This is a genomic window from Mycoplana dimorpha (assembly GCF_003046475.1).
Classification (GTDB): Bacteria; Pseudomonadota; Alphaproteobacteria; order Rhizobiales; family Rhizobiaceae; genus Mycoplana; species Mycoplana dimorpha.
Genome location: NZ_PZZZ01000002.1, coordinates 85,355 through 110,842, shown reverse-complemented (window position 1 = coordinate 110,842; position 25,488 = coordinate 85,355). Strand labels below are relative to the sequence as shown.

23 protein-coding genes are annotated in these 25,488 nt (G+C 64.8%); 9 read left to right on the top strand and 14 right to left on the bottom strand.

Annotation, left to right across the window (positions count from 1 at the left end; all coding sequences use genetic code 11):
* Positions 1–111 precede the first annotated feature (111 nt).
* Positions 112–348 (top strand): hypothetical protein, encoded by a 237-nt coding sequence (locus C7449_RS04110; protein ID WP_108001526.1) that lies wholly within the window; start codon positions 112–114, stop codon positions 346–348.
* 94 nt (positions 349–442) lie between these two features.
* On the opposite strand, the gene C7449_RS04105 is transcribed toward C7449_RS04110, so the two are convergent.
* The 4 genes from C7449_RS04105 to C7449_RS04090 are packed head-to-tail and all read right to left on the bottom strand — an operon-like array spanning position 443 to position 5,752.
* Positions 443–2,044, bottom strand: coding sequence for an ABC transporter ATP-binding protein (locus C7449_RS04105; RefSeq protein ID WP_108001525.1), 1,602 nt, complete (start codon positions 2,042–2,044; stop codon positions 443–445).
* A gap of 1 nt (position 2,045) precedes the next feature.
* A complete protein-coding gene (locus C7449_RS04100; protein ID WP_108001524.1) occupies positions 2,046–3,179 on the bottom strand; it encodes an ABC transporter permease in 1,134 nt (377 codons plus the stop codon).
* Positions 3,172–4,095, bottom strand: coding sequence for an oligopeptide ABC transporter permease OppB (oppB, locus tag C7449_RS04095; protein ID WP_108001523.1), 924 nt, complete (start codon positions 4,093–4,095; stop codon positions 3,172–3,174). Before oppB ends, C7449_RS04100 begins: the two co-directional genes overlap by 8 nt.
* Before the next feature lie 58 nt (positions 4,096–4,153).
* Entirely contained in the window at positions 4,154–5,752 is a 1,599-nt protein-coding gene (locus tag C7449_RS04090) for a peptide ABC transporter substrate-binding protein (protein ID WP_108001522.1), read from the bottom strand.
* Between the two features lie 475 nt (positions 5,753–6,227).
* On the opposite strand from C7449_RS04090, the gene C7449_RS04085 reads away from it, so the two are divergent.
* The 3 genes from C7449_RS04085 (at position 6,228) to C7449_RS04075 (ending at position 9,098) form a co-directional block, all read left to right on the top strand.
* Positions 6,228–7,253 (top strand): histone deacetylase family protein, encoded by a 1,026-nt coding sequence (locus C7449_RS04085; protein ID WP_108001521.1) that lies wholly within the window; start codon positions 6,228–6,230, stop codon positions 7,251–7,253.
* Between the two features lie 97 nt (positions 7,254–7,350).
* A complete protein-coding gene (locus C7449_RS04080) occupies positions 7,351–8,016 on the top strand; it encodes an OmpA family protein (protein ID WP_108001520.1) in 666 nt (221 codons plus the stop codon).
* 173 nt (positions 8,017–8,189) lie between these two features.
* Positions 8,190–9,098 (top strand): EamA family transporter, encoded by a 909-nt coding sequence (locus C7449_RS04075; RefSeq protein ID WP_245414286.1) that lies wholly within the window; start codon positions 8,190–8,192, stop codon positions 9,096–9,098.
* Between the two features lie 27 nt (positions 9,099–9,125).
* Here the strand turns inward: C7449_RS04075 and C7449_RS04070 are convergent, their stop codons facing one another.
* Complete coding sequence (locus C7449_RS04070) at positions 9,126–9,593, bottom strand: group III truncated hemoglobin (protein WP_108001519.1); 468 nt, start codon at positions 9,591–9,593, stop codon at positions 9,126–9,128.
* Positions 9,578–10,492, bottom strand: a complete 915-nt coding sequence (locus tag C7449_RS04065; RefSeq protein WP_108001518.1) for an EamA family transporter — start codon at positions 10,490–10,492, stop codon at positions 9,578–9,580. The genes C7449_RS04070 and C7449_RS04065 overlap by 16 nt, the downstream gene beginning before the upstream one ends.
* Before the next feature lie 82 nt (positions 10,493–10,574).
* Here C7449_RS04065 and C7449_RS04060 point away from each other — a divergent pair, with 82 nt between their 5' ends.
* On the top strand, positions 10,575–11,057 hold the full coding sequence (locus C7449_RS04060) for a MarR family winged helix-turn-helix transcriptional regulator (protein WP_108001517.1): 483 nt from the start codon (positions 10,575–10,577) through the stop codon (positions 11,055–11,057).
* Between the two features lie 146 nt (positions 11,058–11,203).
* Here the strand turns inward: C7449_RS04060 and C7449_RS04055 are convergent, their stop codons facing one another.
* The 3 genes from C7449_RS04055 to C7449_RS04045 all read right to left on the bottom strand — a co-directional run bounded on the left by C7449_RS04055 (position 11,204) and on the right by C7449_RS04045 (position 16,766).
* Positions 11,204–13,765, bottom strand: a complete 2,562-nt coding sequence (locus C7449_RS04055) for a GcvT family protein (protein ID WP_108001516.1) — start codon at positions 13,763–13,765, stop codon at positions 11,204–11,206.
* A gap of 195 nt (positions 13,766–13,960) precedes the next feature.
* The gene (gene xseA / locus C7449_RS04050; protein ID WP_108001515.1) at positions 13,961–15,571 is read right to left on the bottom strand and encodes an exodeoxyribonuclease VII large subunit; all 1,611 of its coding nucleotides are present in this window, start codon (positions 15,569–15,571) and stop codon (positions 13,961–13,963) included.
* A 208-nt stretch (positions 15,572–15,779) separates the two neighbouring features.
* A complete protein-coding gene (locus C7449_RS04045) occupies positions 15,780–16,766 on the bottom strand; it encodes a Gfo/Idh/MocA family protein (RefSeq protein ID WP_108001514.1) in 987 nt (328 codons plus the stop codon).
* A gap of 152 nt (positions 16,767–16,918) precedes the next feature.
* Here C7449_RS04045 and C7449_RS04040 point away from each other — a divergent pair, with 152 nt between their 5' ends.
* On the top strand, positions 16,919–17,869 hold the full coding sequence (locus C7449_RS04040; RefSeq protein ID WP_108001513.1) for an aldo/keto reductase: 951 nt from the start codon (positions 16,919–16,921) through the stop codon (positions 17,867–17,869).
* A 195-nt stretch (positions 17,870–18,064) separates the two neighbouring features.
* Positions 18,065–18,565 carry a YciE/YciF ferroxidase family protein gene (locus C7449_RS04035; RefSeq protein WP_108001512.1) on the top strand — a complete coding sequence of 167 codons (501 nt, stop codon included), beginning with the start codon at positions 18,065–18,067 and terminating at the stop codon, positions 18,563–18,565.
* A 53-nt stretch (positions 18,566–18,618) separates the two neighbouring features.
* On the opposite strand, the gene pheT is transcribed toward C7449_RS04035, so the two are convergent.
* The 5 genes from pheT to infC form a co-directional block, all read right to left on the bottom strand.
* On the bottom strand, positions 18,619–21,045 hold the full coding sequence (gene pheT, locus C7449_RS04030) for a phenylalanine--tRNA ligase subunit beta (protein WP_108001511.1): 2,427 nt from the start codon (positions 21,043–21,045) through the stop codon (positions 18,619–18,621).
* Positions 21,046–21,070: 25 nt separating this feature from the next.
* Entirely contained in the window at positions 21,071–22,156 is a 1,086-nt protein-coding gene (gene pheS, locus C7449_RS04025; RefSeq protein WP_108001510.1) for a phenylalanine--tRNA ligase subunit alpha, read from the bottom strand.
* A 93-nt stretch (positions 22,157–22,249) separates the two neighbouring features.
* A complete protein-coding gene (gene rplT / locus C7449_RS04020; protein WP_108001509.1) occupies positions 22,250–22,651 on the bottom strand; it encodes a 50S ribosomal protein L20 in 402 nt (133 codons plus the stop codon).
* Positions 22,652–22,691: 40 nt separating this feature from the next.
* Entirely contained in the window at positions 22,692–22,895 is a 204-nt protein-coding gene (gene rpmI, locus C7449_RS04015; protein WP_108001508.1) for a 50S ribosomal protein L35, read from the bottom strand.
* Between the two features lie 270 nt (positions 22,896–23,165).
* On the bottom strand, positions 23,166–23,702 hold the full coding sequence (gene infC / locus C7449_RS04010) for a translation initiation factor IF-3 (protein WP_108002045.1): 537 nt from the start codon (positions 23,700–23,702) through the stop codon (positions 23,166–23,168).
* Between the two features lie 233 nt (positions 23,703–23,935).
* On the opposite strand from infC, the gene C7449_RS04005 reads away from it, so the two are divergent.
* Entirely contained in the window at positions 23,936–24,754 is an 819-nt protein-coding gene (locus C7449_RS04005; RefSeq protein WP_108001507.1) for an alpha/beta hydrolase, read from the top strand.
* A gap of 110 nt (positions 24,755–24,864) precedes the next feature.
* A complete protein-coding gene (locus C7449_RS04000; RefSeq protein WP_108001506.1) occupies positions 24,865–25,482 on the top strand; it encodes a transglutaminase-like cysteine peptidase in 618 nt (205 codons plus the stop codon).
* The last annotated feature ends 6 nt before the right edge of the window (positions 25,483–25,488 follow it).

Genomic DNA, 25,488 nt, shown 5'->3' with positions numbered 1-25,488 from the left:
CGCCGGGACAGGAAACAGTCCATTCAACGAGCAATCTCTAGTGCGGTGCCGTCGCGGGGCCTATCTTTGGCATGATGCCTTGATTGAAGGGCTCTTGCCGAGGGGTGCGAGATGAAACTCCTGTTGCGAACCGTCCTGATCCTTGCGGCAGCCGGCAACGCTCACGCCCAATCCCGCGAATCGGACGACAAACCGTCGTACAAGCTGCCGCCGATCGTCCATGGGAAGACCAGCATGCACCGGGCCATGCGCTCCGGCTCGACGTTCAGCTTCAAGCTCTACCAGAGCGACGAGCCGCCGCCACGGCAGCCCTACACCTATCCGGAGCCGGCCAGCAACGACAAGTAAGCGCGCCAAGGCCTTCCGAGGCTTCTGGGTAGAGGGATACGGGCGAGAAACGGAGTGCGATCTCGCCGTGCGTGATCGTCCGGGCTATTCGAGCTCAGACATTGAAAGCGGCGTTGATCAGCGATGTCGTATAGGCCTCGCGGGGTGATTCGAAGATCGCAGCCGTTTCGCCTTCCTCGACGATCCGGCCGTCCTTCATGACCACCACGTAGTCCGACATCGCCTTTACCACCGACAGATCGTGGCTGATGAAGATGTAGGACAGCCTGTGGCTATCCTGCAGCCTGCGCAGCAGTTCGATCACCTGGCCCTGCACCGAACGGTCCAAGGCCGAGGTGGGTTCGTCCAGGATGACGAGGTGGGGCTTCAGGATCATCGCCCTGGCGATCGCGATGCGCTGCCGCTGGCCACCGGAGAACTCGTGCGGGTAGCGGTTGCGCGCCTCGGGATCGAGGCCGACTTCGGTGAGTGCTGCCACCGCCCTGCGATCCCGCTCGGCCTTGCTCAGGCTCGGCTCATGCACGAACAGCCCTTCCGTGACGATCTCGCCGACCGTCTGCCGCGGCGACAGCGAACCGTATGGGTCCTGGAAGACGAGCTGCATTTCCCGGCGCAGCGGGCGCATGCGCGCCCGGTCGAAACCGGAGATGTCGGTGGAACCGAAACGGTAGTAGCCGGCTCCGGGGATCAGCCGCAGGAGCGCCCGTCCCAGCGTCGACTTCCCGGAACCGGATTCGCCGACGATGCCGATCGTCTGGCCCTCCCGCAGTCGGACCGTGACCCGGTCGACAGCCCGGAACATCCTGTGCCCGCCGGAGAACAAACCTCCACCGATCTGGTAGTCCACGCTCACGTCGCGCCCTTCGAGCACGATCGGTGCAGAGTCGAGCGGGGGCGCCTTATGGCCGCGCGGCTCGGCCGCCAGGAGCATCTTCGTGTAGTCCGACGACGGCCGCTCGAAGATCGCAGCGGTGCTCCCCTGCTCCACCACCTCGCCGCGCCGCATCACCGCCACGCGATCGGCGAAATGCCGTACGATCCCGAGGTCGTGGGTGATCAGCACGATTGCCATGCCGAAGCGCTGTTGCAGCATGCGCAAGAGGGAGAGGATCTGCGCCTGAATGGTGACGTCGAGCGCCGTGGTCGGCTCGTCGGCGATCAGGATGTCCGGCTCGTTTGCCAGGGCCATGGCGATCATGACACGCTGGCGCTGGCCGCCGGACAGCTCGTGCGGATAGCTGTCGATCCGCCGTTCGGGCTCGGGAATGCCGACCAGTTCGAGAAGGTCGAGCACACGCTTGCGGGCATCCCGGTAGCTGCCGCCGCGGTGGTGGACGATCGGCTCGGCAATCTGCCGGCCGATCGGATAGAGCGGATCGAGCGACGTCATCGGCTCCTGGAAGATCATGGTCACCTTGGCGCCGCGGATCTTGTTCAGCTCCGAAGGCGGCAGCCCGATCAGTTCCCTGCCCCGATACGCGGCGGAGCCGCCGACGGTGCCGTTCCTGGCGAGCAGCCCCATGATGCCCATCATGGTCTGGCTCTTACCCGAGCCGGATTCGCCGACCACGGCGAGCGTTTCGCCGGCACGGACGTCGAGATCGATCCCCTTGACGGCGTTGACCACGCCGTCCGGCGTCGTGAAGTCGACCTTCAGGCCGCGGATCGCCAGGATCGTGTCGCTCGTCTCTGCCATTTCAGCGGTCCTTCGGGTCGAGCGCGTCGCGCAGGCCGTCACCGACGAAGTTCAGCGAGAACAGGGTCGTGACGAAGAAAATCGACGGGAAGATCAGCAGCCAGGGCGCCGACTGGATGTTGTTTGCACCTTCCGAAATCAGCGCCCCCCAGCTCGTCAACGGCGCTTGCACGCCGAGCCCGAGGAAGGAAAGGAAACTTTCCAGCAGGATCACCTTCGGCACCACCACGGTGACAAAGACGATCACGGGTCCGATCGTGTTCGGAATGATGTGGCGGCGGATGATCTGCCAGTCGGTCAACCCCAGCGCCTCTGCCGCGCCGACGAATTCGCGCCGCTTCAGCGCCAGCGTCTGGCCGCGCACGATGCGGGCCATGTCGAGCCACTCGACCGCGCCGATGACGAGGAAGATCAGGATGAAGCTGCGGCCGAAGAACACGACGAGCACAACCACCAGGAACACGAAGGGAAGCGAATAGAGGATCTCGACCAGCCGCATCATGACGTTGTCGATGCGCCCGCCGACGTAGCCCGAGGTCGCACCGTAGAGAACGCCGATGCCGAGCGAGACGAGGCTCGCCAGCAGGCCGACGGCGATCGATATCTGGCCGCCGAGCATGACCCTCACCAGCAGGTCGCGGCCGTTGGTGTCCGTGCCGAAGACGAAATAGTCTCGATCGACCTTGCCGGTGAGCATCAACGTTCGGCCGTTGTCGCGGCTGCTGTCCACCTTGGTGTCGCGGAATTCGTTGGCACGGTCGAAATAGCGCGTCGCACGCGGATCAATCGGCTCGTCGGCACTGATCGTCGCGGTAAAGCTCTGGCCCTCCACGGCAAAGCTGTCGAGGCGCACCCGTGCCCGGGCGGCGACGCCCTCGATCGCGTCCTGCAGCTTCGACGCGTCGGGGCGCGGCTCGAGGCTCGGCGGGATCGTCACATAGGACGGGAATACCTGATCGTAGGTGTGCGGCACGAACAGGGGCCCGAGGAACGAGAACATTGCGATCAGCAGCAGAATCACGCAGCCGGCCATCGCCGCCCTGTTGCGGCGGAAGCGGATGAGCGCCAACTGGAAGAGGCTGCGGCTTCGTGTTTTCGGAGTTCCCTGCAGCGGGGGGGCGGTGATGTCAGTCATGGCGGACCCTGGGGTCGAGAAGGCCATAGAGGATATCGACCACCAGGTTGAAGACGATGACGAAGATGGCGATCAGGATGACCGTGCCCATCACCAGGGTGTAATCGCGGTTGATGGCGCCGAGCACGAAGTACCGGCCGACGCCGGGGATGGTGAAGATCGTCTCGACCACGGCCGAGCCGGTGAGCAGGGCAGCGGCGCAGGGTGCCAGATAAGACACCACCGGCAGCAGGGCGCCGCGCATCGCATGCGTCACGACGACGACGCGCCCGGGAAGCCCGTAGGCCCTCGCCGTTCGGATGTGATCGGCGTGCAGCGCCTCGATCATCGAGCCGCGTGTAAGCCGTGCGAAGACCGCCAGTTGCGGCAGCGCCAGCGCGATCATCGGCAGGATCAGAAAGCGCAGCGAGCCATCGCCCCACCCGCCGGCCGGCAGCAGCGACAGACTGATGGCGAAAACCAGGGTCAGAACGGGCCCAACGACGAAGTTCGGCACCGTCGTGCCGATCGTAGCCAGCGACATGACCGAGAAGTCGAGCGCGCTGTTCTGGCGCAGTGCCGCAACCGTGCCCATCAGCACTCCGCCGATCAACGCCAGCAGCAGCGCGTAGAACCCGAGTTCCATTGAATAGGGCAGGCCCTTGCCGATGAGTTCGGCAACGGTGTTGTCCTTGTAGACGTAGCTCGGGCCGAAATCGCCGGTGACTGCGTTGCCGATATAGGTGACGTACTGGCGCCAGAGCGGCTGGTCGAGCTGGTAGGTCCGCATCAGGTTCGCCATCGTCTGGGGAGGCAGCGGACGCTCGAGATTGAAGGGCCCACCGGGGGCAAACCGCATTAGGAAGAAGGAAATGGTGACGACGATGAAAAGCGTCGGCACCGCGCTCGCAAGGCGGCGCAATACGAAGGACATCATGCCCGTTCTCCCGTGAAACGGCGCGCGGGAAGACGTCCCCGCGCGCCGCCTCCTGTCGTTATTCGGAAACGCTCAGGAACCGGCTCAGATGCTGGTTGGCGGCATTGTCCTGCCAGCCCTGCACACGGCCGGAGACGAGCCAGAGATCGGCCTGGGCCAGCAAGGGTGCAATCGGCTGATCGCGCATCAGCAGCGCTTCGGCCTCGTGAAGAATCTTGGAGCGGGCGGCGGGGTCCGTCTCCTCATAAGACTTCTTCATCAGCGCGTCGAACTCCGGATTTTCATAATGGCCGTAGTTGAACGTCTTGTTGGAGCTCAGGTTGAGTGCCAGGAAGTTCTCCGCATCGGCATAATCGGCCACCCAACCGGCACGCGCGACGTTGAACTTGCCGCCCTCCTGCAGGTAGGCGTAGTGCGAGGACACGTCCAGGTTTACCAGCGAGACCTTGGCGCCGAAGGTGTTCTTCCACATGTCGGCGACGGCGGTGGCTACGCGCTCGTGGTTCGGGTTGGTGTTGTAGCGGATCTCGATGTCCAGCGGCTTGCCGCCTTGGCCGTAGCCGGCCTCCTTCATCAGCTCGGTCGCCTTGTCCTCGCGGTCCAGCTGGGAGAGCGTGGCAAAGTCCGCCTTGGCCGGATCGCCGTAGGTCTCGATGCCCGGGGGAACCATGGAGTAGGCCGGGATCTGCGATCCACTGTAGATTTCCTTGGCCAGGAAGTCGCGGTCCACCGCCATGGAGAGCGCCCGGCGCACCCGCACGTCGCTATAGGGCTCCTGGCGGGTGTCGAAGGCATAGTAGTAGGTGGCAAGCGTCGGCGACACGTGGACCTGGTCGCCATAGGCGCCGCGCAGGCGGTCGATCTGGTCGGCGGAGAAGTTGTAGACGAGGTCCATTTCCTTGGCCTCGAAGCGACGGACCGAGGCGGCCTGGTCGTCGATCGGGTAGAACACCACCTTGTCCAGCTTGACGTTGGCGGCGTCCCAGTAGCTCGGGTTCTTTTCGACGACGAGATTGTCGTTGGGAACGTGGCTGACGAGCTTGAATGCACCGTTCGACACCATGACGCCGGGCTTGACGAATTCGGTACCGTTCTTCTCGAAGCTCGCCTTTGAAATCGGCAGGGCGGTCTGGTGTGCCAAAAGCTCGAGGAAGAAGGGCGTCGGACGCTCGAGCGTTATCTCGACGGTCTTGTCGTCAATCGCCTTGATGCCGAGATCCTCCGGCTTCATCTCGCCCTTGTTGACCTTTTCGGCATTCTTGATCGGGTAGAGGATATTGGCGTAGCCGGCGGCGGTCGCCGGGTCTTCGACCCGCTGGAACGAGAAGACGAAGTCCTCCGCCGTGACCGGCGAACCGTCCGACCACTTGGCGTCAGAGCGCAGCTTGAACGTGTAGGTCAGGCCGTCGTCAGACAGGTCCCAGGTCTCGGCGGCGCCGGGGATGATCTTGCCCGCCGCGTCATAGATCGTCAGCCCCTCATAGAGGTCCTTGAGGATGAACTCCTCGATGTTGATGGAGGTGTGCGCCTGATCGAGCGTCTGCGGCTCGCCGGCATTGCCGCGATGCAGGACCGCTTCGGCGAGCGCCGGGCTGCTACCGAGGAGCACTGCTCCGAGCACCAGTGCCGCACGCAGGTTGAGGAGCCGAGATGCCATGTTGTATCCTTCCCCTTGTTGTTTTGCATCGATATGGCGAAGTGAATGCCAGTTATTTCGCGAAAGCAAGGAGTTTTACGCCATATTTCGCCAATTGCGCCTGACAAAGTCGCATACTGAACGTCAGGATTGCATTGCCCCTCATGCGGTTCGGACCTTACCGGGCCGCGAGAAATCGCCTCGCGCAAGCGCCTCCGCCCCAGCCGACACAAGTCGAAGATCGCCTTCGGCACGATCGATCAAGCACCCCAATTGTGGCGCTGCGTCTGGCGGGTGGAAAACCGGACGAGGCGCTCGACGCAGGCGGATTGGCGCCGCTCGCCCTTCAAGGGGTTGCTCCCTCCGGTTGAGCGACATCGGCTGGCCGGCCACGAGGGCCACAACCGCACAGCGATGCTGGATGGCCGCTCGGGGTGCCTTGCCTCACGAGGCGCTTAGAGGATAACGTCCGCGCACCGAAACGGGGGAATCTTGCATGCGAGTCGTATTCTCGGAAGATCACAAGCTCAGGAACGCTAGGACCGAACTCCACGGCGGTGAACTCGTGCAGCCCTTCGAGGCACCCTTCCGTGCGGAATGGATTCTTGCGGCAGTGAAGGAAGCCGGTTTCACCGACGTCGTCGCCCCGGCCAGACACGGCCTCGAGACGGCGCTCAAGGTCCACGACGCCGGCTACCTGACGTTCCTGGAAGGAGCCTGGGAGCGCTGGAAGGCGGCCGGCTACCAGGGCGAGGCAATCGCCACGTCATTCCCCGTGCGCCGGACCTCGCCACGCATCCCGACCGACATCGAAGGACAACTCGGCTACTACTGCAACGCCGCCGAGACGGCGATTTCGCCCGGAACCTGGGAGGCGGCGCTGTCGTCGATGTCGTCGGCGATCGACGGGGCCGATCTCGTCGCTTCCGGCCACAAGGCGGCCTTCTCGCTGTGCCGTCCGCCGGGCCACCATGCCGGCATCGACATGTTCGGCGGCTATTGCTTCATCAACAACGCGGCCGTCGCCGCACAGCGCCTTCTCGATAAGGGCGCCAAGAAGGTTGCGGTGCTCGACGTCGACTTTCACCATGGCAACGGCACGCAGGACATCTTCTACGAACGCGGCGACGTCTTCTTCGCCTCGCTGCACGGCGACCCCGCCGAGGCCTTCCCGCATTTCCTTGGCTATGCGGAAGAGACCGGCAAGGGCGCGGGCACGGGCACGACGCAGAACTATCCGATGGGTCGTGGCACGCCCTACAGCATTTGGGGCGCGGCGCTCGCGGAATCACTCAAACGCATCGGCGAATTCGGGGCCGAGGCCATCGTCGTTTCGCTTGGCGTCGACACGTTCGAAAAGGACCCGATCTCCTTCTTCAAGCTGACCTCCCCCGACTACATCGCGATGGGCCGGACGGTCGCCGCCAGCAAGGTACCGCTGCTGGTGGTCATGGAAGGCGGCTACGGCGTTCCGGAAATCGGACTGAACGTCGCCAACGTGCTCAAGGGCATCGAAGACTGAAGATTTTGCAGGCTGGGGACAGACGCTCGCCGTTCATGTTCCTGCCGTAATCCATAGATTGAAACAGAATCACGACAAACGCTCGGAAACGGTCTCCATGTTCAAGAAAATCGCCATTCTCTCGCTCTCCGCAATCTATCTTTCCGCATGCACGACCACCGATCCCTATACGGGTGAACAGAAGATGTCGAACACCGCCGGCGGCGCGCTGATCGGTGCCGGTCTCGGCGCCGCGACCGGGCTTCTCGTCGGCAACAATCCGGTGCAACGCCGCAACGCCGCGCTGATCGGCGCCGGCGTCGGGGCGCTCGCAGGCGGCGCGATCGGCAACTACATGGACAACCAGGAAGCCGAACTCCGCGCGCAGCTGCAGGGCACCGGCGTATCGGTGACCCGCGCCGGCGACCGGATCATCCTCAACATGCCCTCCAACATCACCTTCGCCACGGATCAGGACCAGATCGTTCCGGGCTTCTATTCGACGCTCGATTCGGTGGCGATCGTGCTCCGCAAGTTCGACAAGTCGCTGATCGACGTCGACGGGCATACCGACTCCACCGGCTCGGCAGGGTACAACCAGGGGCTTTCGGAGCGGCGCGCCTATTCGGTCGCAAACTATCTCGGCTCGCGCGGCGTCGACCAGCGTCGGATCTCGGCAATGGGCTACGGCAAGGACCGGCCGATCGCGTCGAACGCCACCGAGGCCGGACGTGCGCAGAACCGCCGTGTGGAAATCTCGATCTCGCCGCTGCGCCAGGCCTGATCGTCCGAACTTCTGCGGAGCCGGGCAGCCCGCCCGGCTCCGCCTCCGCCCGCCGGCACTGCGATGCCGGACCGCGACGGCCCGCCATCAAGCTGCTGAAACTTAGCACCACCACTATCAATTGAAGCACGGCAACTCTTCCGTTACGAGTGATACCCGGAGGAGATCGTATCGTGGATCCGAGCGCAGCGACGGACGTTCCCGATGAGACCGGCGTCGGCCCGGTCCGCCCGGCGTGGCGCGCCGCCTTGTTCACCGGCGTCGTCTTCTGCCTCCTGTCGATGTCGGGCATGCAGATCGGATCGGCTCTCTCGACCGGCGTCGTCGGCGCGTTCGGCACGTTCGCGACGAGCTTCCTGCGCCTGCTGTTCGCCGCCCTCATTCTGCTGGCGATCCTGCGGCCGCCGGTGCGCACCTATAGCCGCGCCCAATGGAAGAGCGCGATACTGCTCGGCATAGCGATCGCGGCGGTGACGGTCTGCTTCTATGCAGCGATCCTGCGCATCCCCCTGGGCCTAACAGTTGCCATCGAGTTCCTTGGGCCGCTCGCAGTCGCGACCTTTGGCGGCCTGACCGGCCGGCGGCTCGCCTGGCCCATCGCGGCCCTGGCTGGTGTCGTCCTCCTCAGCCACGACGGTGAAAGCTGGACGGGCGACCCGGCAGGACTGCTGCTGGCCGCCGGCGCCGCCATCGGCTGGGGCGCCTACATCGTCCTGATGAAGAAGACGGGCCGGCTGCTTCCGGGACTGGAAGGGCTGGCGATAGCGCTGCTCGTCGCGGCTGGCGTTTGCGCTCCGGCAGCAGTAGCACAATTGCCGCAGATGATGTTGCCGGGCGTGCTGTCGACGATGCTCGGCCTTGCCGTGCTGATGCCGCTGCTTCCCTATGTGCTGGAGATGATTGCGCTGAGGCGCATGCCGACAGCGGCCTTCGGCATCCTGATGAGCCTCGAGCCGGCCATTGGTGCGCTGGCCGGCTTTGTGATCCTCGGCCAGGCGATGACGGCGCTGCAGATGCTTGGAACGGCGCTGGTGGTGGCGGCAAGCGCCGGCGTCACGGCGGCTGTGCGGCCGGAGGCCTGACGAGCGCGCCCGGGCGGCGCATCCGCTTCAGGCACGGCCGCGGCCCGGATCGTCGTCGGCGGGATTGTAGAACAGCGACAGCACCAGGCTGCGGGCAATCCGCTCTGCGGTCGCCATGAACCAGGTCTTTGCTTCCTGCGTCGGCGCGAGGTCGTCGAGCGTTGCGGAAAAGAGGCCGAGCCAGACCTGGAACAGCGGCGGGTTGATGTTGGCGACCCCCTGATGCGCCATCACCGGCTTGCCGTCATAGCCACCGTCCTTGAACGCCACCGCCGACCAGAACCGCTTCATCCTCTCCATGTGCTCCGGCCAGCGGCCGGACAGGCGCGCGTCGAATACCGGCCCGAGCTCCGGATGCGCGCGCACCCGGCCATAGAAGGTTTCGACGAGAATCGGAATGAACTCGGCGCCGATGCCGATCGCGGCCATCTCGTCGCGCGCCCTGGCGCGGATGTCCTCGAAGTGCGAGCGGCGGCTCTCTACGGCTTGTTCCATGCCTTGAAAATAGGAAGGCCGCCGTCGCCTGGCAATTGGTCGGTTCGACGCACCGTGGTCTGGACCCACTGGCTGAGCCAGACGCTTGCCAGCACCACCGCCATGCCGGCTGCCTGCAGCAGCGTGAGGGTTTGGTCCAGGATCGCCCAGCCGAGCAGGACCGCCATCAGCGGACTGAGGAAGCCGAGCGGGGCGACGGCCGGCGGCCCGAGCCGCGAAAGGCCCCGGAACCACAGGATATAGGTAAGCGCGGCGCCGATCAGGCCAAGATAGGCGAAGCCGAGAAGGTTGGTGCCGGTCAGCGGCGGCAGCGGCGGTTCGAGCAGCAGGACGACCGGGATCAGCAGGATGCCTCCGGCCGTCAACTGCCAGGCCGTGAAGGTAAGCGGCGAAACGGGGGGCTGCCAATGGCGCGACAGGACGGTCCCGAACGCCATCGAGACGGCACCTGCGAGGCCGGCCGTGATGCCGAGCGGATCGAGCGTCGCATGCGGCGTCAGGACGAGAAGGGCGACTCCGGCAATGCCGCCGATCCCAGCCACCACGGAGAGGGCGCGGATCGGCGTGCCGATGACGAACCGCGACAGAACGATGACGATCAGCGGCTGTATCGCCCCGACCGTCGCCGCGACGCCGCCGGGCAGGCGATAGGCCGAGACGAACAGCATGGCCCAGAAGAACGAGAAGTTGAGAGCACCGAGCAGGACGGTGCGCGCCCACCAGATCCCCTCCGGAAGGCGGCGCACGAGCAGGAGCAGAAGGAGCCCGGCCGGCAATGCCCGGAGGAGGGAAACCGTCAAGGGATAGCCCGGCGGCAGCAGTTCCGTCGTGACGATATAGGTGCTGCCCCAGATCGTTGGTGCGATCGCGGTGATGAGGACATCGTGCCATCTGCTCATACTGGGACTCTCCTTTTTATCTTGACCTCAAGATATCTCAGTTTCTCTTGACGTCAAGAGAAATCCTGCTGATAGTCCTGCCATGGATCACGTGGACAGAATCCTCGCCCAATGGAGTCGGGAACGGCCGGACCTCGACGTAGCGCCGATGGGGCTGCTCGGGCGCTTCGGCCGCCTGCGGGCCCATCTGGCGCGTGAAATCGAACGCGTGCTGGCCGAGCACGGGCTTTCCCGCGCCAGCTTCGACGTGCTGGCGACGCTGCGCCGCTCGGGTGCGCCCTATCGGCTTTCGCCGGGGGATCTTCTCGCCGCGACGATGGTGACCTCGGGCACGATGACCAACCGCATCGACCAGCTGGAGAAGACCGGTATGGTCGAGCGAGTCCAGAACCCGGGCGACGGGCGCAGCGTGCTGGTCGGCCTGACGCCGAAGGGACTGGCGGCGGTCGAAGAGGCGGTGACCGCCCATGTCGAGAATCAGCACCGGCTCGTGGAAGCACTGAGCCCCGCAGAACGCCAGGAGCTCGACTCACTTTTGCGAAAGCTGCTGGCCACCTTCGAATGACGGCGCACCTATAACGTGGAGTCGCATCGCGGGCTGGGCCCCTGCAGCGGCCGCGCAAGCCTTCCCAAAATGCGAAAGGCGCGCCGCTATGAACCGGCACGCCTTTCGTCAAGAGACAGGACCTCGCCGCCGCAGCGGCACCGCAATCAGGTGCGGGGCTTCAGGTTCTCCGGGTCGTAGAGCGGCTTGTAGCCGATCCCGACAACCTCGACGGGGTAAGTCTCGGCGAAGTACTGAATGTTGAGCTTGCGGCCTTCCTGGCAATAGGCGTGCGGCAGGTAGGCGAGCGCAATATTCTTGCCGATCGTCGGGCCAAAGGCGATCGACGTCGTGTAGGAGCGGCGGCCGAGCTCATCGACCAGAACCTCGCCGGTTTCCGGATCCATGACAGGCAGGTTGCCGAGCGGATAGCGCTTCACGCCGTTCCGGTCGGTATTCTCCGTCATCACCAGCGTGCAGAGCATGGCGGGCTGGTGGTCGCGCGCCTTGTATTCCAGGTGCTTCGCCTTGCCGCGGAAGTCGGCCTCCTTGACCTTCGGGCGGGCAAGGTCGGCCTCGATGAGGTTGTACTGGGTGAGAAGGTCGGCGTTCTGCAGACGCAGGCTCTTTTCCATGCGGCGCGAGTTTGCATAGGTCTCGACGCCGACCGCCATGACGCCCGTGGAGCGCAGCGCATCCCAAACGGCAAGGCCGTCCTCGTATTTCATGTGCAGTTCCCAGCCCTGCTCGCCGACATAGGAGATGCGGAAGGCGCTGACCGTCTTGCCGGCGATCTCGATCGGCTTGATCGCGGCGAAGGGGAAGTTTTCGACATCAAGGCCGGCCGGATCGGCAACCACCTTCTTCAGCGTGGTGCGCGCATTCGGGCCCCAGATGCCGATGGTGATGAATTTTTCCGAAACGTCGGTGATGGTGACGTCGAGGCCGCGATCCTCCGCGACGCGACGCATGTAGTGCAAGTCGCGCGGGCCGGCATCGGCACCGTTCACGAGGCGGCAGCGATCGGCCATGCGGAAGACCGTGAAGTCGGCGCGAACCATGCCCTCGTCGTCGAGGAAGTGGGTGTAGATGCCCTTGCCAATGTTTGCATCGCCGCCAATCTTGGCGGCGCAGAGCCATTCGAGAAGCTCGACATGGTCCGGACCTTCGATGTCCACCATGTGGAAATGCGAGAGGTTGATGATGCCGCAATCCTCGCTCAGCGCCAGATGCTCGGCGTTGGAGACGCGCCAGAAGTGGCGGTTGTCCCACTCGTTCTCGCGGACCGGCACGCGATCGCCGTACTTCTCCAGGAGATGCTCGTTGGCCTTGTAGCCATGCGCACGCTCCCAGCCGCCGAGTTCCATGAAATAGCCGCCGAGCTCGACCTCACGCTCATAGAAGGGCGAGCGCTTGACGTTTCGGCCATTGGCAAAAGGCTCGCGCGGATGCACGGCGGGGAAGTAGATCTTCTGGGCGGACTCGTAGCAGCGGCCCTCGATGTACTTTTCTTCCAGCTGATGCGGGTAGAAGCGGGCGTAGTCGATGCCGTTGTGATCGATCACGGTGCGGCCGTCGGTCATCCAGTCGGCGATCAGCTTGCCGTAGCCCGGACCGTCCTTCACCCAGATGGCGACGCAGTACCACAGGCCGCGCACCTTCTGGCTCTCGCCGCACGACGGGCCGCCGGCGGCCGAAACCTGCAAGAGGCCGTTGAAGGAGTGACCTTCGTTGTAGCCGAGCTCACCGAGGATCGGCGTCAGTTCGATGGCCTTTTCCAGCGGCTCGAGGATCTGCTCCATCTCGAGGTCGCGCTGCGAGGGCGACAAGCGCGCCTCGTGCTTTTCAAGGATGTCGCGCGGGTGGCAGAGGCGCGGATTATCAGTCTCGTAGTAGCCCCACTCAATCTGGCCGCCCTCGGTGGTCTTCGGGTCGCCGGTGTCGCGCATGTAGGCGGAGTTGCCCTGGTCGCGCAGCAGCGGATAGCCGATCTCCTTGCCGGTGCCTTCGAACTCGTTGTACGGGCCGAAGAAGGTCAACGGGTGGTCGACCGGCATGACCGGCAGGTCTTCTCCAACCATCTCGGCAATCAGGCGGCCCCAGATGCCGGCGCAGACGACGACATGGTCGGCCATGATCGTGCCGCGATGGGTGACGACGCCCTTGATGCGGCCGTTCTCGACGATCAGCGACTGGGCGGGAGTATTGGCGAAGGCCTGCAGCTTGCCGGTCTTTTCGGCGGCATCGACGAGCTTGCCGGCAACCGTCTGCGAGCGCGGAATGACGAGGCCGGCGTCGGGATCGAACAGGCCGCCCTGGACCTTGTCTTCCTCGATCAGCGGGAACAGCTTCTTGATTTCGGCCGGCGAAACGTAATGGGCGCGGGTGCCGAACGCCTTGGCCGAGGTCAGCTTGCGCTTTATCTCCTCCATCCAGGCATCGTCGCCGGTGCGGGCCACTTCCAGGCCGCCGATGCGGGCGTAATGGCCCATCTTCTCGAAGAAATCGATCGAGTACTGGGTGGTCCAGACCGACAGGTAGTCATGGCTGGTCGTGTAGCAGAAGTCGGAGGCATGGGCGGTCGAACCGATATCGGTCGGAATGCCGGACTTGTCGAGGCCGACGATATTGTCCCATCCGCGCTCGATCAGGTGATGGGCGACGGACGCCCCCACAATGCCCCCGAGACCGATGATTACGACCTTCGCCTGTTGCGGAAACTCTGCCATTGATTGCGACCCTGGTTTAGCTCTGGCGCCGGATATTAGTGGCTGAAGCGACCCGACTTGAGCCTGTCTACGACATAATCATCATGCTGCACGACGACGCCGGACGGCGCACGCGATCGACAGGTTGCCCTGCTTGGCGTCCTTCGCGCGGTCAAGCGGCATCGCCGAGCGGCCGCTGCCGCGCCAAGCGGCGGCTCAGAACAGCGATCCCTGCTTGGGCGGGCCGTCTGCGGTCGCCGCCGGTTTAGCGATCTTCCGCTTCGGTTCCGCAGCCGCCGGTGGGACGGCGCCGCCGGCCTGAGGCGGGCCGGTGACGGCATCGACGGTGCCGTCGGCGAAGGTGATGGTGACAGCCGCCCCCGGGCCGAGCCCCGCCGCCTGCTTCACCGCGTGGCCCTCCTCGTCGCGCACCAGCGCGTAGCCGCGCTCGAGAACTTTCATGTAGGACAGCGACTGCAGCATGCGGTCATGGGCGGCAAGCAGCGCCTTGCGGCGCGACACGTCACCGGCGAGCGCGGTATCGGCGCGGCGGACGAGGCCGCTCAGCCGGTCGCGGGCGCGTTCGGCCCTCGCGGCGATGCGCGAGGGCACCGCACCCAAAGCCGCATCGAGGGTGCCGATCCGGGCCCTGCTCCGATCGATCCGGCGTTCGATGACCCGCTCGGCCCGTTGCAGGGCGTCGGCAAGCCGCTGCCGGCGCTCGATGATACGCCCGGCAAGAAGCTCAGGCCGAAGATGCGCCGCCGCCCGCTCGAACGTCCGCCGCTTGTTGAGCGTGTTCATCTGCAGCCCGCGTCCGAGGCCGGCGGCCGCCTCGTCGAAGCGCCGGCGCGGCAAGGCCAGGAGCTGGTCGAGCGAGGGCAGTGCCCGCGCCAGCGCGCGCAGGGCCTGGCGGCGGCCGTCCATCTGTCGCGTCGCAGCGCCCTTGAGGCGGGCCGAAAGCGCCGCAAGGGCGGCGTCGAGGTCGGCCTTGACGGGAACGGCCATCTCCGCGGCTCCGGTCGGCGTCGGCGCGCGCCGGTCGGCGGCATGGTCGATCAGCGTGGTGTCCGTCTCGTGGCCGACTGCGGAAATCAGCGGGATTTGCGAATCGGCTGCGGCGCGGACGACCGCCTCGTCGTTGAAGCTCCAAAGATCCTCGAGGCTGCCGCCGCCGCGCGCCACGATCAGCACGTCCGGGCGCGGGATCGCGCCTTCCTGCTCCAAGGCATTGAAGCCGCGGATCGCCGCTGCCACTTCTTCGCCGGAACCGTCGCCCTGCACTTTGACGGGCCATACGAGGACGTGGACCGGAAAGCGGTCGGCGATGCGGTGGAGGATGTCGCGAATGACGGCGCCGGTCGGCGAGGTGACCACCCCGATCACACGCGGCAGGAAAGGCAGCGGCCGCTTGCGGGCGGCGTCGAAAAGCCCCTCGGCAGCGAGCTTGCGCCGGCGCTCCTCGAGCAGCGCCATCAGCGCGCCGGCGCCGGCCGGCTCCAGCGTCTCGATGACGATCTGGTACTTGGAGGAGCCCGGAAAGGTTGTGACCTTGCCAGTGGCGATCACCTCCATCCCCTCCTCGGGACGGAAGCGCAGCCTGGAGAAGCTGGACTTCCAGATGACCGCATCGATGCGGGCCCGGTCGTCCTTCAGGCAGAAATAGGCATGACCGGAGGAATGCGGACCGCGGTAGCCGGAGATCTCGCCGCGGACCCGCACCTGTTCGAAGGCCTGCTCGACCGTGCGCTTGATCGATCCGGACAGCTCGGAGACCGAGTATTCGGCAAGGTTGGTGGGCGAATCATTATCCGGGAACATGCTCATGGCCTATTTTGGCCCGCGGTGCGGCCTGTGGCCAGAGGGTCGCTGCTGTCGTCCCCGGAAGGCGCCCCCGGCCGCAGGTCATTTTTTTGCGCGGAGCCGTTCCTCCTCGGCTGGGGCGTTGGCCAGCGTGGCAGGCGGCCTAAGACGCGAAGAGCCCGCGCGCCGCGTGGGCGTCCGGTGCCAGCGGGGTAGAGGCCGATGGCGATCCTCAGACGGGCTCCCATCCGTCGGCTTCGCTGGCGCGGTAGATGGCATCGATGAATTTCTGGTTGTTTACCGAGCTTTCGAGCGTCACCACTTCCTCCGGTTCGCCCTTCGCTGCCCGCGCGAAGGCCTCCACCTCGAGCTTGTACTGGCGCGAATCCTGGAAGCGGAAAAGCTGGGACTGGGCGTGGTTCTGGTTGGTCAGTTCGAGTTCCTCGGCGCCGTAGCGATCGGCGTTGAAGGGTGACTTGACCTCGATGAAGCCCTTGTCGCCGTGGAAGACCATGACCTGGCGGGCGGCGAGCTGCGTCGAGATGTAGAAACTCAGTTCGAAGTCGCCGAAATCGGCGCGGACGCTGGAATAGATGTCGGTGCCGAAATCCGGGTCCCGCTCGGTCGTCGCCTGCACGCGGAGCGGCTCCTTGCCCGTGGTAAAGCGGGTCGTGATCGTCGGATAGACGCCGATGTCGGGCAGGCCGCCGCCGCCGAGCGCAGGGATGTTGCGCATGTTGGCGGGATCGCGGTTGAAATAGGTGAACGCGCCTTGAACGTGGCGCAGCCGCCCGATGGCACCATCTCTCAGGAGCTCGCGCACCTTCCGCCAGACGGGGCTGTAGGTCACCATGTAGGCTTCCGACACCAGCACCCTGTTACGGTCGCGGGCGGCAATCAGCGCCTCGATCTCCGAGGCCTTCAACGCGATCGGCTTCTCGCAGAGGACATGCTTGCCGGCATCGGCCGCCTTGATCGTCCATTCGACATGCTGGGCGGTGGGCAGCGGGATGTAGACGGCATCGATCAGGTCGGAGGCGAGCATCTCCTCGTACGAGCCGAAGGCATGTGGCACCGAAAACCGCTCCGCCATCGCCTGCGCCTTGGAAAGGTCGCGGCTGGCGATCGCCGTCACGACGCAATTCTCCGCGTCCTGGATGGCGGGCACCACCAGTTCGCGGCCGATCTTCGCCGTGGACAGAATACCGAAGCGCAGCATGCAGGAACCTCCCGTAGTTTTGGCGAAGCCTAGCCCCGTGCCCGGCAGCGAGCAAGAGCGGCGACCGGCAAAGATCGGTCAGGTTCACGCGTGCAATCGGCCCGCCGTCATCCTATGCTCCGGTCTTTCTCACCAACTCCCGGAGATCGTCCATGCAGAAACGCTCCCTCGGCCGCACCGGCCTCGACATCGCGCCGCTTGTCTTCGGCGGCAACGTTTTCGGCTGGACGGCAGACGAGAAGACATCATTTGCCTTGCTCGACGCCTTTACCGGCGCCGGCTTCAACGCCATCGACACCGCCGACGTCTATTCCTCCTGGGTGCCGGGCCACAAGGGCGGTGAATCGGAGACCATCATCGGCAACTGGCTGAGGCGGTCGGGACGATCGCGCGACAGTGTCGTGCTGATCACCAAGGTCGGTTCAGACATGGGACAGGGGCATCGGGACCTGTCGAAGCAATGGATCCTGCAGGAAGTGGAAGCTTCGCTGAAGCGGCTCCAGACCGACCACATCGATCTCTATCTCTCGCATTGGCCGGATGAGCGCACCCCCTACCAAGAGACCCTGGAGGCCCATGCCGCCCTCGTCAAGGCCGGCAAGGTGCGCGCCTTCGGCGCCTCCAACCTCGACGCGGCGCAACTGCAGGCCTCGTTCGATGCCGCCGACAAGGCGGGACTGCCGCGCTACGCGGCACTTCAGCCGGAATACAATCTGTACGACCGCGCGAGCTTCGAAGGGCCGCTCGCCGCGCTGTGCCAGCGCGAGCAGATTAGCGTCATCACCTATTTCAGCCTTGCGCGCGGTTTCCTCAGCGGAAAGTACCGGTCGCTTGCCGACACGAAGGGCAAGGCGCGCGGCGAGGGCGTTGCGAAGTATCTCGACGAGAAGGGCATGCGGATCCTCGCCGCCCTCGACAGGGTCAGCGCAGAGACGGGCGCGAGGCCGGCGGAGATTGCGCTTGCCTGGCTCATGGCAAAGCCGGCCGTGACCGCGCCGATCGCAAGTGCCACAACGCTGGATCAGCTCGATAGCCTGATAAAGTCGGCAAACGTGTCGCTGTCGCCGGAGCAGATGGCCGATCTCGACGCCGCCGGAACCTGACGCGGCCGCTGGTGCGCCACACCGAAGAGTGCGAGCCATCCGGCGCCAAATATGACTGGGCCCGGGTGGCAGCACGAACCGATATCGTCCAAAGCCCCTCAATTCAAAAACAGCCCGAGAGGCTAGGAACAACTGGCCAATCGTTTCGTTGAGATGGGTCACCCGGATCATCCCATCCCCAGGAGGACCAGACAGATGGCCAAAGACAAGACGTTGGACGATCTCTTCTACGACACGCTGAAGGACATCTACTATGCCGAGCGGCAGATCCTGAAGGCATTGCCGAAGATGGCGCGCGGTGCTCAGTCGCCCGAACTGAAGGCGGCTTTCGAAAAGCACCGGGAACAGACCGAAGGCCACGTGGAGCGCCTGCAGCAGGTCTTCGAGTCGCTCGGCAGGCGGGCGCAGGGCAAGACCTGCGAGGCGATCGAAGGCATCATCGCCGAGGGCGAGGAAATCATGGACTCCTTCAAGTCGGGGCCCGCGATCGACGCCGGCCTGATTTCGGCCGCCCAGGCGGTCGAGCACTATGAGATCGCCCGCTACGGCACCCTGCGCACCTGGGCCGAACAGCTTGGCCACAAGGACGTGGTGCAGCTGCTCGAAATGACGCTGAAGGAAGAGGAGCAGACCGACAAGGATCTCACCAAGCTTGCGGTCGCCAATTCCAACGTCAAGGCCACCAAGGTGGCCTGACGCGCAAAGGGGATCGGTCGACACCGATCCCCTTTTTCCAATCTTCTAAGATATCAGGCGCGAAGAACGCCACCGGTCGCCTTGGCGACGTTGCCGACGATCCTTGCCGTAAGCGCCTCGAAGTCCTCCTCCGTCAGGGTCTTGTCGGTGGGCTGGATGACGACTTCGATCGCGATGGACTTCTTCCCCTCTCCGAGCGACGCGCCTTCGAAGACATCGAAGACGGTGACGGCGGTGATCAGCTTGCGGTCGGCACCGAGGGCAGCCCGCTGCACCGCGCCCGCCTCGACCTGCTTGTCGACCACGAAGGCGAAGTCACGCTTGACCGCCTGGAAGGGCGACAGCTCGAGCGCCGGCTTGGTGCGGGTCGCCTTCTTCTTCGGTTCCGGCATGGCATCCAGGAAGACCTCGAACCCGCATAGCGCGCCGGAAACGTCGAGCGCGGACAGCGTCTTTGGATGGAATTCGCCGAAATAGCCGAGCACGATCTTCGGCCCCATCCTGATGGTGCCGGAGCGGCCGGGGTGATACCAGGCGGGACCGCCCGGCTCGATCTGCACATTGCCCATCGGCAGCCCGCAGGCCTCGATCACCGCGAGCGCATCGGCCTTGGCGTCGAAGACGTCGACCGGCTTGCCGCCGCCCTTTGCGGCATTCGACCACAGTCGGCCGGCACCGGCCAATGACGCCGTGCCGCGGCGAACACCGCCGGCGACCCGGCGCTGGCCTTCCGGCCGGTCGTTCTCATAGGTGCCGGAGACCTCGAAGATCGCCACGTCGCCATAACCCTTGTCGGCATTGCGCTGGGCCGCCGTCAGGAGACCCGGCAGCAGCGAGGGCCGCATGTCCGACATGTCGGCCGCGATCGGGTTCGACAACGCCAGTTCCGGCGCGCCGCCGCCGAAGAGCTCGGCCTGCGCCTTTGGAATGAACGACCAGGTGACGGCTTCCATCATGCCCCGCGCGGCGAGCGCCCGCTTCGCCAGGCGCGAGCGGATCTGCAGCGTTGTGAGTATCTTGCCGTTGACGCTGTTATGGCTTGGAAGCGGCACCGCATGGATGTTGTCGACGCCGTGGATGCGCATGACTTCCTCGACGAGGTCGGCCTTGCCGTCGACGTCGGGGCGCCAGGAGGGGACGGAGACGGACAGCCGCTCGCCGGTGCCCGACACGCCGAAGCCGAGCTTCGTCAGGATGTCGCGGCTCTCCTCCGAGGAGACTTCAAGGCCCGTCAGGCGCTTGACCTCGGAGACCGGGAAATCGATCACCTTCGGCTGGTAGGCCTTGTAACCGACCACGTTCGCGCTGGCGGCGGTGCCGCCGCAGAGCTCCAGAACCAGCTCGGTGGTGCGCTCGAGACCCGGAAGCATGTATTCCGGATCGACGCCACGCTCGAAGCGGTAGCGCGCATCGGTGATGATGCCGAGCATACGCCCGGTCCTGGCGATGTTGATCGGGTCCCACAGCGCCGATTCGATCAGCACGTCGGTCGTGTTCTCGTCGCAACCGGAATGCTCTCCGCCCATGACGCCGCCGATCGACTCGATCCCGTTGTCGTCGGCGATCACCACGTTGGCGGGCGACAGCGTGTATTCGCGCTGGTCGAGCGCCAGCACCGTTTCGCCTTCCCTGGCGCGGCGTACCGTCAGGTTACCCTTCACCTTGGCGGCGGCGAAGACGTGCATCGGCCGACCCTGGTCGAAGGTCATGTAGTTGGTGATGTCGACGAGCGCGTTGATCGGGCGAAGGCCGATCGCCAGCAGCCGCTGCTGCATCCAGCGGGGGCTGGGGCCGTTCTTCACCCCGCGCACGAGGCGCAGCGCGAAGCCGGGGCACAGATGCGTGTCCGCGCCAAGGTCGAGCGTCACCTTTACCGGGGTTTCGCCTTCCGTGCGGAACGAAGGCGGCTTGGGCAACTTCAGGGTGCCCAGGCCGGAAGCGGCGAGGTCGCGGGCGATGCCGAACACGCTGGTGCAGTCGGGGCGGTTCGGCGTCAGGTTGATCTCTATGACCGGATCGTCGAGGCCGGCATAGGCGGCAAAGCTCGCGCCCACCGGCGCATCGGCCGGCAATTCGATGATGCCGTCGTGATTGTCCGACATCTCCAATTCGCGTTCGGAGCACATCATGCCGCGGCTCTCGACACCGCGGATGTTGCCGACCGAAAGGGTCACATCGATGCCGGGGACGTAGGTGCCGGGCGCGGCAAAGGCGCCAATGAGACCCTCGCGGGCATTCGGCGCGCCGCAGACGACCTGCACGGGTGCACCCGCGCCGGTGTCGACCATCAGCACGCGCAGCTTGTCGGCGTTCGGGTGCTGCTCGGCGGAAACGACCTTGGCGATCACGAAGGGCTTGAATGAAGCCTTGTCATCGACCTCTTCGACTTCCAGCCCGATCGAGGTCAGGCGTTCGCAGATCTGTTCGAGCGTGGCGTCCGTTTCCAGATGCTCTTTCAGCCAGGAGAGTGTGAATTTCATCGTTCTAGATCCTTACGCGCACCGCTTACGCACTCAAACCGCCGAACAGGGTCGGCATGTCGAGGGGGCGGAAGCCGTAGTGGTTCATCCAGCGGACGTCGGCATTGAAGAAGTCGCGCAGGTCCGGCATGCCGTATTTCAGCATGGCGATGCGGTCGAGGCCCATGCCCCAGGCAAAGCCCTGGTACTCGTCGGGGTCGAGCCCGCCGGCGCGCAGCACGTTCGGATGCACCATGCCGCAGCCGAGAATCTCCATCCAGTCGCTGCCCTCGCCGAACTTGACGATCGGGCCGGAGGAACGATCGCACTGGATGTCGACCTCGAAGGAGGGCTCAGTGAACGGGAAGAAGGACGGGCGGAAGCGCATCGTCACGCTGTCGACCTCGAAGAAGGCCTTGCAGAACTCCTCCAGCACCCAGCGCATGTTGGCGACGTTGGCCGTCTTGTCGATGACGAGACCCTCGACCTGGTGGAACATCGGCGAGTGGGTCGCGTCCGAATCCTGCCGGTAGGTCTTGCCGGGAATGATGATGCGGATCGGCGGCTGCTGGGCCTCCATGGTGCGGACCTGCACCGGCGAGGTGTGCGTGCGCAGCACCTTGCGCTCGCCGTTCTGATCCGGCGGGAAGAAGAAGGTGTCGTGCATCTCGCGCGCCGGATGGCCTTCGGGGAAGTTCAGCGCCGTGAAGTTGTAATAGTCGGTCTCGATGTCCGGGCCTTCGGCGATGGAGAAGCCCATGTCGGCGAAGATCGCGGTGATCTCGTCGACCACCTGGCTGATCGGATGGATGCGGCCCCGCTCCGCCGGCGATTGGCGAACCGGAAGGCTGACGTCGACGGTCTCGGCTGCAAGCCGGGCGGCGATCGCCGCGTCGCGCAGTTCGTTCTTTCGTGCTCCAATCGCGTCCGTCAGTTCGGTCTTCAGCGCATTGATCGCCGCGCCCCGCGTCTGGCGCTCTTCCGGCGTCATCGTGCCGAGCGTCTTGAGGAGTTCGGAGACGGAGCCCTTCTTGCCGAGCGCGGCGACGCGCACGGCTTCGATGGCCGCTTCATCGCCGGCGGCCGCGACGTCCGCCAGCAGGGAGTTTTTCAGGGAATCGAGATCGGACATCGTTCAAATCCATTGGCTCAAAGAAAAACCCGCGCCAGCCTGCCAGCGCGGGTTTCCCAACTTTAGGTACAAAAGGCTTGGGAAGCGCTGGTCTTAACGAACCGCGCTTTCAAACTCGTTCGCCGTGCCGGCGTCCTTGAGGTACTCAAGTGCCTTCTTGGAAGCCTCGACGAGGGCGCTGAATGCCGCCGGCTCATGGATCGCCATGTCGGACAGCACCTTGCGGTCGACTTCGATGCCGGCCTTGTTCAGGCCGTCGATGAAGCGGCCGTAGGTCAGGCCGAACTCGCGGACGGCAGCGTTGATGCGCTGGATCCAGAGCGCGCGGAAATTGCGCTTGTTAACCTTGCGGTCGCGGTAGGCGTACTGCTTGGAACGGTCAACCGCGGCCTTGGCGGCGCGGATGGTGTTCTTGCGGCGGCCGTAGAAACCCTTAGCGGCCTTGAGGACCTTCTTGTGCTTGGCGTGGCCGACAGTGCCTCTTTTTACGCGCATGTCATGATCTCCTTAACGTGTCCAATGTGCCAGATAAGTCTTAGAGACCGTTCGGCAGGTAGTTCTTGATGACCTTCTTGCCATCTGCTTCGGCCAGCACCATCGTGCCGCGCGCGTCGCGAATGAACTTGTTGGTACGCTTGATCATGCCATGGCGCTTGCCAGCGGCAGCGGCGACGACCTTGCCGGTCGCGGTGATCTTGAACCGCTTCTTGGCAGACGATTTCGTCTTCATCTTGGGCATTTTGCTACTCCATTCTTCTTGGTTTCGAGACGGCTGACGAGGCGCATCTCCAGCGTAAAGAACGGCCACGGCATGCCCTGCCGGACCGTTCGGACGGGGGGCTTGTAGCCGAACATGCCGAAAAGCGCAATCGGAATCCGCCAGCGGCGCGCGGGCGGCTCAGCCGGGCGTTCAGGGGGCACCGCCTGCCTTTTGCCACGGAGATCGTCGCCGAAACGAAGAAAGCCGCCCGAAGGCGGCTTATCCCACGCCTGCCGGGTGAGGCGGGCCTCACTTCGGAGCAAGCACCATCATCATCTGGCGGCCTTCGAGCTTGGGTTCCGCCTCGACCTTGGCGATCTCGGTCGTGTCTTCCTTGACCTGCATCAGGAGCTTCATGCCGAGCTCCTGGTGCGCCATCTCGCGACCGCGGAACTTCAGCGTCACCTTGACCTTGTCGCCGTCCTCGAAGAACCGGCTCATCGCCTTCATCTTCACGTCGTAGTCGTGCGTGTCGATGTTGGGGCGCATCTTGATTTCCTTGACCTCGACGATCTTCTGCTTCTTGCGCGCTTCGGCCGCCTTCTTCTGGTTGGCGTATTTCAGCTTGCCGAGATCGAGGATCTTGCATACCGGCGGATCGTTGTTCGGGGAAATCTCCACCAGATCGAGGCCGGCTTCTTCCGCCATGCGGAGGGCCTGATCGGTTGGAACGGCGCCGTGGTTCGTTCCGTCGGCATCGATGAGCTGAACCCGGGGTACCCGGATTTCTCGGTTTGAGCGGGGGCCGTCCTTGACCGGGGCGTCCGCTTTGAAGGGTCTGCGAATGGTCGTATTCTCCTCGAATAGTTTCCGATGGGGTGAGCAAGGCGAATTGACGTCCGCGGGCTGCGCTGGCGCCACTCGCGGCAATGTGTCAATCACCGAGCCGAAGTCAATAGCACGTCCCGCGGAAAAAATCACCACCTGTCGCAGCTGTCGGCAAATCGTCTAGATCGGGCAGCAAACGGGCGGAACGAGCCGGCCGAAAGGCCGGGAACCGCGACAATCAGGAGCATCGCATGAGCCAGAACGAAACGAACGGCGCCACCGAGCGATTGACGGTCGGCACCGACACGGAAGCCCGCGACATCGCCATGATCCTCTTGCCGGAACGTCAGGGCAACGCCCTGCCGCACCTCGTCTGGCTGGGCGGCTACCGCTCGGACATGAGCGGCACGAAGGCCGTTGAACTGGCGCGCTTCGCCGAGCGGCTCGGCACGGGCTGCATCCGCTTCGACTATTCCGGCCACGGGGCCTCGGGCGGCGCCTTCGTCGACGGCACGATCTCGCGTTGGCTGGAGGAGGCGCTCGCCGTCGTCGATCATGCCCGCTCCCGGCTCGGGACGCGGCGCATGCTTCTCGTCGGCTCGTCGATGGGGGGCTGGCTGGCGCTTCTTGCGGCGCAGGAACTGCAGCGGCGTGGCCACGGTGGTGACCTCGCCGGCATGGTTTTGATCGCGCCAGCTCCGGACTTCACCGTCGAACTCATTGAACCCAATCTCACGGCGGAGCAGCGCGCGTCGCTCGCAGAACGCGGCTTTTTCGAGGAGCCGACGCCCTATGGGCCGGATCCGAACATCTATACCCTGAAGCTGATCGAGGACGGCCGCCGCAACCGGGTGCTCGGCAGCGTCATCGACGCCGGCTGCCCGATCCATGTGCTGCAGGGCATGGAAGACCCGGACGTGCCCTACAGCCATGCGATCCGGCTGATGGAGCACCTTTCCTGCGACGACGCCGTGCTGACCCTGATCCGCGGCGGCGACCACCGGCTGTCGCGACCGGAAGATATCGACAAGCTGCTCGAGGCGGTGTCGCACATCATCGATGCGTCATAAACGTCACGCCAGGCGGCGCGTTTTAACCATGTTGTCGCATAGCGGAACATCCTGATTGACTTTGGCCCCCTCGGAAATTTACGTTTCGTTAACTTTTCGAGGGGACCCCCATGGCGCGCATGACCGGTGCTAAGGCTATCTTTGTGGCGATGACAGCCTTGTTCGTATCGTCGTCAGCCGCATTGACCGCCCCGGCTTCGCCGCTGTCGATGGCCACTGGCCCCGTGACCTCGCAGCCGATCGGCCATTACGAGTTCTGCCAAACGCATCGTGCGGAGTGCGCTCCGAACGGCCGCGACACCGGCGCCGCCAAGGTAACGAGCTTCGGCTGGCAAACGATCCGGGCCGTGAACGACGCAGTCAACAACGCCATCCTGCCGATGACCGACAAGGAACTCTTCGGCAAGGACGAGCACTGGGCCTATCCGGATGGCGCAGGAGACTGCGAGGACTACGTGCTGCTGAAGCGCCGCAAGCTGATCGAGAACGGCTTCTCGCCGGCCGATCTGCTGATCACCGTCGTGCGCAAGCCGGACGGCGAAGGCCATGCCGTGCTGACCGTTCGCACCACCGAGGGCGACTTCGTGCTCGACAATCTCGAGCGTGACGTGCGGCTCTGGACCGAGACGCCCTACCGCTACCTGAAACGCCAGGCGTCGTTCAATCCCGGACGGTGGGTTTCGATCGAGAATGGCGACGCCGTGATGGTGTCGTCGGTCGGCAAGTAAGCCAGG